Below are 8,671 nucleotides of genomic sequence, written 5' to 3'. Positions count from 1 at the left end.
TGACACGCCGGCCCCCAGGACGCGGCGTCCGCCGCCGACCAGCAACCGGCGCAGCCCCATCGACAGGCCGAGATAGACCAGCGTCACCACGAAATAGGTCTCGAAGGCGCGGAAGGTGCGTGCCTGCAGCATATCGGCCTCGTAGGTCAGTTCCCGCACCGCAATCTGCGACACGACGGCCGACTCCAGCATCATGATGACGATCTGGCTGGTCAGCGCCGGGTAGATCACCTTCAGCGCCTGCGGCAGCACGACCTTGACGAACACCAGGCGCGGCCTGAGCCCAAGCGCCAGTGCGGCTTCCGTCTGCCCGCGCGGCACCGCGTCCAGTCCGGCGCCGACGATCTCGATCGTATAGGCTGCCATGTTGAGCGTCATCGCCAGCATGGCGGCCAGGATCGGATCGAGTCTAATGCCGAGGCTGGGCAGGCCGAAGAAGATGAAGAACAGCTGCACCAGGAACGGCGTGTTGCGCATCACCTCGACATAGGTCGCGATCGCCAGCCGCAGCGGCTTTGGGCCGCTTCTTTTGCCGGCGGCCCCCAGGATGCTGAGGAACGTTCCCGCCAGCGTGGTGACGGCGATCAGCAGGATCGTCGTCGCCGCGCCGCGCGCGATCGCGCCCGCCGCACCCGTAAGCCAGCCGAAGTCGAGGCTGTAGCCCATGGCAAAACGCCCTGTTGCTCCAAAGCATGATCCCGAACCCTCGGTTCAGAAAGATCATGCTCAAACAAAGATTGAGCCCATCCCGATTCGATCGGGATGGGCTCGCGATCAGTCCTTGAGGTTGTCGGGGTTGAGCGGCGTCTTCAGCCAGGCCTTCGAGCTCTCGTCCAGCTTGCCTTCGGCCAGCATCTTGGCGACCGCGTCGTTGATCGCCTTCTTCAGTCGGTCCTCGTTCTTGTTGAGGCCGATATGCGAGGGCGAGGTCAGCAGCTGGAACTTCTGCTCCGGCTGCAACGCATCCTGCTTGGCCAGCACCTGGGCGCCGACATCGTTGCCCACAACCATCAGCTGGGTCTGGCCGGAGATGAAGGCCTGGATGACGGAGTTGTAGTTGTCGAAGCGGCGGATGTCGGCGGAAGCCGGCGCCGCTTCGGTCAGCGAGGTGTCCTCCAGCGTGCCGCGATTGACGGCGATCGACTTGTCGGCAAGGTCTTCCTTGCCTTTGACCGACAGCGCGGCCGGGCCGATGACGGCGATATAGTAGGGCGCGTAGGCGGCGGCGAAATCGATCACCTCGGCGCGTTCTTTCGAGTAGCCGACGCTCATCAGGAAGTCGACGCGTTTGTCGGTGAGATAGGGAATGCGGTTCTGGCCGGTGACGCTGACCAGGTTCAGCTTCACCTTCAGGGAGTCGGCGATCGCCTGCGCCACGTCGATGTCGTAGCCCTTGATGCTCATGTCGGCGCTGGCCGAGGAGAAGGGCGGAAAGTCGGAGAAGATGCCGACATTGACGGTGCCGGCCTTGGTGATGTCGTCGATGGCATCGGCCCTGGCGGCCTGGGAGGACAGGCCGGCGGCGCCGAGCATCAACATTGCCGTGATGGCGGATTTCAGCGTGTTGCTGCGAAGTGTCATTTTAGTTCCCCTGCTGGAAGCTTGTTGTTGAATCCGGCCGCCGGCTCCAGCGCGGCGGCCGTATTGGCTTGGCGTCGCCTCAGCCTTTCTTGATGGCCGGGCTGAACACCATCAGGCTCAGGATCTCGAACAGGACCTGGGCGCCGACATGGGCGGTGTTCGTGGTCGCGTCGTACTGCGGCGCCACCTCGACGACGTCGCCGCCGACGATGTTGAGGCCCTTGAGGCCGCGCAGCAGTTCGAGCACCTCGCGCGTCGTCAGCCCGCCGACTTCCGGCGTGCCGGTGCCCGGCGCGAAGGCCGGATCGACGCTGTCGACGTCGAAGGAAATGTAGGTCGGCCCGTCGCCAACGATCTTGCGCGCCTTCTCGATGATGGCGGGAATGCCGAGGCCGGTCACCTCCTCGGCGTGCACGACGGTCATGCCGGATTCGTAGGAGAACTCCCACAGATATTCGGCCGCGCCGCGAATGCCGATCTGGATGGTGCGCGACGGATCGAGCACGCCGTCCAGCACCGCGTTGCGGAACGGTCCGCCGTGGTGGAATTTAGTCAGGTCGAACAGGCCACTGGTGTCGCAGTGGGCGTCGATATGGATCATGCCGACCGGCGCCTTCTTGCCGACCGCCTTCAGGATCGGATGGCTGATCGAGTGGTCGCCGCCGACCGACAGCGGGATGACGCCGGCGTCGACGATCTGGTTGGCGCGGCGCTCAATGTCCTCATGGCTGGTCTCCAGCCGGTAGCGGCTCTGGAACGGCACGTCGCCGATGTCGGCGACGCGAAGTTCGTGCGTCGGCGCGCATTCCAGCACATGGTTGTAGGGGCCGATGCGTTCGATGGCGCGCAGCGCCCGCGGCCCGAAGCGCGAGCCCGGCCGGTTGGTGACGCCGAGGTCCATCGGCACGCCGATCATCGCCACCTGCAGGTCGCCGAAATCCGGATTGTCGGCGGTCACCTGGCGGTAGGGCGCGGCAAGGAAGGTCGGGATGCCGGAATAGGGCGCCAGTCTCGTGCCTGACTTGGAGAAGATCTTGTCGGCGACCTTGCGGAACTTCGGATCGAACATCTCGCCGCCATGGCCCTCGCCATACTTGCGACGCAACGCTTCGAGCTTGCCGCGATCGTAACCCATGTCGGTCTCCTCCGTCTGGCTGGCAATGAAAGCTTCGGCAACGCCTATGATGCTGACCGCCATCGGCCGGACCGCGGTCCCGCCCTGGCTGCCTGCAGATTTTCACGTCTTGAAGATGCTCCGGCACAAAGTCTCCGGCAGCTCCATTGAAAAATCAATTGATATTGTTAGGGTGTTTGTTGTGAGAAAATCTCACAGTGCACAGGTGCACCATGGCCAAGCGTCTGCCCCCCTTGAATCCGCTGCGCGCCTTCGAGGCGACGGCGCGCCACGCCTCGCTGACCAAGGCGGCGGCGGAGCTGAATGTCACACACGGCGCCGTCAGCCACCAGATCAAGGCGCTCGAGCAGTCGCTTGGCGTCAAGCTGCTGGAGCGCGCTGGCCAGCGGGTGAGGTTGACGCCGCACGGCGCCGAGCTTTTGCCGGCGGTATCGACTGCCTTCGACGGCATTGCCGCCGCCACCCAGCGCATGACGAGGCCTGCCAGTGCCGGCAAGCTCTCCATATCCTGCGTTCCGGCGCTGCTGCTGCTGTGGATGGCGCCGCGGCTGGGCTCGTTCACCGCGCAATATCCGGACATCCAGCTCACCTTGCTTCCCTCCAACGACGCCAGGGACATCCGCGCCCCGCACATCGATGTCTGCGTGCACTATGGCGACGGCAGCTGGAGCGACTGCTGGATGCGCAAGTGGTCCGGCCTCGAACTGTTCCCGGTGGTCAGCCCGACGCTGATCAACAACCGCCCGATCCGCACCGTGCGCGATCTCGCCGATCATGTCTTCCTGCATGGCGACGACGGCCGTGAATGGCACACCTGGCTGGCCGCCGCGGATGCGCTCGATCTGGAGCGCGGCCGCCGCCACCATCTCGGTGACGCGCGCGTGGCGATCGAGGCCGCCGTTCACGGCCATGGCGTGGCGCTCGGCGATACGGTGACCGCAAGCGGGCTGCTGGCCAGGGGCCTGCTGGTTGCGCCGTTCAGCCTGTCGGTACCGGCGGTCGACGATTTCTACGTCGTGTGCCGAAACGAGATGAAGTCGGCGCCGATCGTCCAGCTGTTCATCGACTGGCTGTTTGCCGAGAAGGAACAGGCTGACAGCCGCGCCGACGCGCCGGTCGCGGGGCGCATCGGCAGCCGCAGGAAACGCCCGGCACTGAGGGTGATCGGCGCCAGGACGGGGGCCTGACGGCTGGACCGTGACGGCTTCCTTTTTGTCGGGCCAGCCCGCAAAGCGGGAGGCGTTCCCGAAAATTCAATGCTAAGAGGCTTTGGCTAAGGCAATCCCTGGAAAGTGCGTAGCGCTTTTCCGTCCGGGATTGCGCAGACAAACGCTAGAGTGAGCAGCGAAGGCGGTAGGACGACATGGCAAAGACCGATATTGCGCGGCGCGTCTACAACCATACCTGGAAGCTGGACCCGATCGTCCGCAGCCTGCTCGATACCGATTTCTACAAGCTGCTGATGCTTCAGATGATCTGGGGCATGTACCCCAAGGTCGACGCCACCTTCTCGCTGATCAACCGCACCACCTCGGTTCGCCTCGCCGACGAGATCGACGAGCAGGAGTTGCGCGACCAGCTCGACCATGCCCGCACCTTGCGCTTCTCCAAGAAGGAGATGATCTGGCTGGGCGGCAACACCTTCTATGGCCGCAAGCAGATCTTCGAGCCGGAATTCCTCGCCTGGCTGGAGGATTTCCAGTTGCCCGAATACGAGCTGTCCAAGCGCGACGGCCAGTACGAGCTCTCCTTCGCTGGCCCCTGGATGTACACGACGCTGTGGGAGATCCCGGCGCTGGCTATCATCAATGAGCTCCGTTCCCGCGCGGCCATGCGCGCCTTCGGCCCCTTCGCGCTCGACGTGCTCTATGCCCGCGCCAAGGCCAAGATGTGGGCCAAGACCGAGCGGCTGAAGGCACTGCCGGGCATCCGCATTTCCGATTTCGGTACCCGTCGCCGCCACTCCTTCCTGTGGCAGCGCTGGTGCGTCGAGGCGCTCAAGGAAGGCATCGGCGAGGCCTTCACCGGCACCTCCAACGTGCTGCTCGCCATGGACAACGACCTGGAAGCGCTCGGCACCAACGCGCATGAACTGCCGATGGTGTTTGCCGCCCTTGCCAATTCTGAAGGCGAGCTCAAGCAGTCGCCCTACAAGGTGCTGCAGGACTGGCAGCGCTATTATGGCGGCAATTTGCTGATCGTGCTGCCCGACACCTTCGGCACGGCTGCCTTCCTGCGCGATGCGCCGGACTGGATCGCCGACTGGACCGGGTTCCGTCCCGACAGCGCGCCGCCGATCGAGGGTGGCGAGAAGATCCTGTCCTGGTGGCGCGAGAAGGGCAAGGACCCCAGGCAGAAGCTGTTGATCTTCTCCGACGGGCTCGAGGTCGAGACGATCGAGGAGACCTACCGCCACTTCCGCGGCAAGGTGCGCATGTCCTTCGGCTGGGGCACCAACCTCACCAACGATTTCGAGGGCTGCGCGCCGACCGAGACCAACCGGCTCGACGCCATATCGCTGGTCTGCAAGGTCAGCGAGGCCAGTGGCCGACCTGCGGTCAAGCTCTCCGACAATCCTGCCAAGGCCACCGGGGATGAGAAGGAGATCAAGCGGTATCTGAGGATATTCGGCGAGACGGACCGGGTGAGGCAACTGGTCAAGGTGTGAGGGTGGCGGGTGCTTCCCGTACCGCCATGCGAGACGGCAGAGTTGGATAGGCCGAGTTCCTTCGCGCCCCCCGTAGGGCGCCAACCTTCGCGATTGGCTCTCGCAGCCGCCTTCACACCGTTCCTCCCCACTTCCGCCTTCGCCCACGCCTCCGACCGTGGCCATGTCCTTCTCCTCCCCACCGGCTACTATGTCGCCGGCGGCGCGCTTGCCGTTGCCGCCAGCTTTCTCGTCCTGGCGCTGCTGCCGCCCGATGCCCTCGACCGCTTCTGGCGCCGCCGCCTGCCGCTCTTTGCCTTTGGCGACGGCACGCGCGCGATCGTCAGCCTGATATCTTTTGCCGGCTTCGCAATCCTCCTTGCCGCCGGCCTGTTCGGCAGCCGCGATCCATTGTCCAACCCGCTGCCGCTCGTCATATGGACGCTGCTCTGGGTCGGCCTGGCCCTGCTGCATGGGCTCCTCGGCGACCTCTGGTCGTGGCTCGACCCCTGGTACGGGCCGTGGCGCGTCGTCAGCCGCCTGATTGGCCGCGACGGCGAAGAAGAGCGCCTGCCCGCATGGCTCGGCAGCTGGCCGGCCGTCGCGCTGTTCTTCGCCTTCGCCTGGTTCGAGCTGATCGACCCGGCGCCCGACGACCCGGCCCGGCTGGCATACGCGGCCGGCCTCTACTGGCTGCTCAGCTTCGTGCTGATGCTTGTCTTCGGCCATCGCGACTGGAGCCGGCGCGGCGAGTTCCTGTGCGTGTTCTTCAGCATGGTCGCGCGCTTTGCTGTTGTGGAGCGCGACGGCAAGCGCAGGCTCAGTCTCTGCTGGCCAGGCGCGAAGCTGCTCTCCGCCGAGTCGCTGCCGACAAGCGGCATGGCCTTCCTGCTGCTGGCGCTGTCGTCGGTCTCCTTCGACGGACTGTCGAAAACCTTCTTCTGGCTCGGCCTGTTCGGCGTCAATCCGCTGGAGTTTCCCGGTCGCACCGCGCTGATCGGCATCGGCAGCTTCGGCCTTGTCTTGACTTTCGTCCTGCTGGCAGCAGTGTTTGTGCTTGCCGTCCATATCGGCCAGCGCCTTGCCGGCAGCGGCCATTCGCTGCGCCAAGCTGCCGGCCTGCTGGTCTGGTCGATCGTGCCGATCGCGCTCGCCTACCATTTCGCCCACTACCTGACGGCGCTGCTGGTCGATGGCCAATATGCGCTGGCTGCTATGTCCGATCCGTTCGCGCTCGGCTGGAATCTGTTCGGTACCGCCGGCATGGAGGTCGAGGCCGGCGTGATCGCCGGCGCCGACTCGGCCTGGTGGCTCTGGAATCTCGAGGCCGGCGTCATCATCCTTGGCCATGTGCTGGCCGTCCTCGTCGCCCATGGCCTGGCCTGGCGGCTGCATCCGGTCGCGGCGCGCGCGGCGCTCAGCCAGCTACCGCTTACCGTGCTGATGATTGCCTATACGGTCTTTGGCCTTTGGCTGCTTGCCACGCCGACCGCCGGGTAAAAAAGGCGGCCTCAAGTGCCGACCGGGAAGTTCGCTTGCCAGGTCGAGGCTTTGGTGATTTAGTTTGTACACATGCAATTTTTGCCTCGTTACAGCCATTGGTCAAAACTCAAAAAACAGGGGAACTGCCGTGTCTGACAAGAATGGGTTTTTCGATCTTTCCAAGACCACTCTTTCGCGCCGCACTGCGCTGAAGGGCCTCGCCGCCGGCGCCGGCCTCGCCGTCGCGCCGGGCTTCGTCCGCTACAGCCAGGCGCAGAGCTCGGCGCCGATCAAGATCGGCTTCCAATCGCACCGCACTGGCATCGGCGCCGCCTATGGCCGCTGGTACGAGAAGACGAGCGCCGCCGCGGTCAAGGCGATCAACGATGCCGGCGGCATCAATGGCCGCCAGGTCGAACTGGTCATCGAGGATGACGGCACCGATCCCGCCCGCGGCGCCGAAGTGGTCGGCAAGTTCGCCACCCAGCACAAGACCGACATCGTCTTCGGCACCCTGTTCTCGCATGTCGTGATCGGTTCGGCGCCGGCCGCCGGCGAAAACAAGATCCCCTATTTCGTCGTCAGCGAAGGCCACCACGTCGCCTCGACCAAGCTCAACCGCTATGTCTTCCAGCCCGGCATCACCGATGTGAAGAGCCAGATCCAGTCGATGGCGCCGTGGATCGCCGCCAATGCCGGCAAGAAGGTGACGCAGATCTTCCCCGACTTCGCCTTCGGCTACGACCATCGCGACTATCTGCCGCCGGCGCTGAAGGCACAGGGCGCCGACGTCATCGCCCAGATCGCCATTCCGCCGACGGAGTCGTCATTCACCAAGTACTTCCCGCAGATTCCGGCCGAGACCGAGGTGATCTACCATGTCATGGTCGGCCCGGCCGTGCTCACCTTCGTCAAGGAGCTCGGCGAGTTCTACGGCTCGTCGCGGCCGCAGCTGTTCGGCTTCATGGATTCGCTCGAGGCCACCGACATCAACAGCCCCGGCCTCGAATTCCTCGACGGTAGCCATTTCTGGGAAGGTTCGCCGCGCTATGCGCAAGCCGACGATTCCGCCGCCCAGAAGGCCTATCGCGCCGCTGTCGGCATCGACGACAATGGCGCCGCCGTCGGCGATCCCAAGGACGTCTCCACCGCCTCGCACATGTTCGGCTGCTGGGAAACGCTCTATGTCGTCAAGAAGGCGATGGAGGATGCCGGCTACAAAGGGCCTGAGGATCGCGCCAAGCTGGTCGAGGCGACCGAGGCGCTGAAGGAGTTCGCTGAAGGGCCGGAGCATCCGCAGGGCCCGAAGACCTTCAATGGCAAGATCCACCAGTGCTTCGGTATCCAGAACATCTCCAAGGTCGAGAGTGGCAAGCTCAAGGTCGTCCACAAGACCAAGATCGAGGACGGCCTCTACGAGCCGGAAGGGGATTACACGACGCAGGCGCTGTGAACTTAGCTCCAGCAGCGTGAGCGCCAAGCCATCCCCCTCTGTCCTGCCGGACATCTCCCCCTCAAGCGGGGAGATCGGATTTCACGGCGGGTTTCGCCAATTACCAACGATGGTAGAAAAGCGCCGTCGCAGGTCCTGCCAATCTCCCCGCTTGAGGGGGAGATGCCCGGCAGGGCAGAGGGGGGCGCCTCGCGCATCCGCTGGCAAATAACCAATGCACTTCGGACCCCATCTCCTCCTCGCCGCCCTCGAAGGCCTCGTCACCTCGGCCGTGCTGGCGCTGACGGCGCTTGGCCTGTCGCTGGTGTTCGGCGTCATGCGCGTAGTCAATGTCGCCCATGGCGAGTTCTTCATGCTGGGCGCGGTACTGGCC

Annotated in this window: 7 protein-coding genes and 1 pseudogene; 5 read left to right on the top strand and 3 right to left on the bottom strand. The window is 64.7% G+C overall.

The window, feature by feature from the left end:
- The 3 genes from EOA33_RS15190 to speB all read right to left on the bottom strand — a co-directional run.
- Positions 1-666: amino acid ABC transporter permease (locus EOA33_RS15190; protein WP_128333170.1), on the bottom strand; the 666-nt coding region annotated here is incomplete at its 3' end.
- 108 nt (positions 667-774) lie between these two features.
- A complete protein-coding gene (locus EOA33_RS15185; protein WP_127405976.1) occupies positions 775-1,581 on the bottom strand; it encodes a transporter substrate-binding domain-containing protein in 807 nt (268 codons plus the stop codon).
- Positions 1,582-1,660: 79 nt separating this feature from the next.
- Positions 1,661-2,716: an agmatinase gene (gene speB, locus EOA33_RS15180; protein ID WP_127405977.1), complete on the bottom strand. Its 1,056-nt coding sequence runs from the start codon at positions 2,714-2,716 to the stop codon at positions 1,661-1,663.
- Positions 2,717-2,928: 212 nt separating this feature from the next.
- Between speB and gcvA the strand changes: the two genes are divergently transcribed.
- The 5 genes and pseudogenes from gcvA to EOA33_RS15150 all read left to right on the top strand — a co-directional run.
- A complete protein-coding gene (gene gcvA / locus EOA33_RS15175) occupies positions 2,929-3,903 on the top strand; it encodes a transcriptional regulator GcvA (RefSeq protein WP_126057019.1) in 975 nt (324 codons plus the stop codon).
- A 176-nt stretch (positions 3,904-4,079) separates the two neighbouring features.
- On the top strand, positions 4,080-5,384 hold the full coding sequence (gene pncB / locus EOA33_RS15170; protein ID WP_127405975.1) for a nicotinate phosphoribosyltransferase: 1,305 nt from the start codon (positions 4,080-4,082) through the stop codon (positions 5,382-5,384).
- Positions 5,385-5,477: 93 nt separating this feature from the next.
- A complete protein-coding gene (locus tag EOA33_RS15165) occupies positions 5,478-6,863 on the top strand; it encodes a hypothetical protein (RefSeq protein WP_127405974.1) in 1,386 nt (461 codons plus the stop codon).
- 130 nt (positions 6,864-6,993) lie between these two features.
- Entirely contained in the window at positions 6,994-8,298 is a 1,305-nt protein-coding gene (locus EOA33_RS15160) for an ABC transporter substrate-binding protein (protein ID WP_126057017.1), read from the top strand.
- A gap of 214 nt (positions 8,299-8,512) precedes the next feature.
- Positions 8,513-8,671, top strand: a pseudogene (locus EOA33_RS15150) (branched-chain amino acid ABC transporter permease); the annotation flags it as partial.

Origin of the sequence: Mesorhizobium sp. M4A.F.Ca.ET.050.02.1.1 (assembly GCF_003997725.1) — a bacterium.
Lineage (GTDB): Bacteria > Pseudomonadota > Alphaproteobacteria > Rhizobiales > Rhizobiaceae > Mesorhizobium.
The sequence above is the reverse complement of the archived record's forward strand: the minus strand, read 5'-3'. Positions and strand labels throughout refer to the sequence as shown.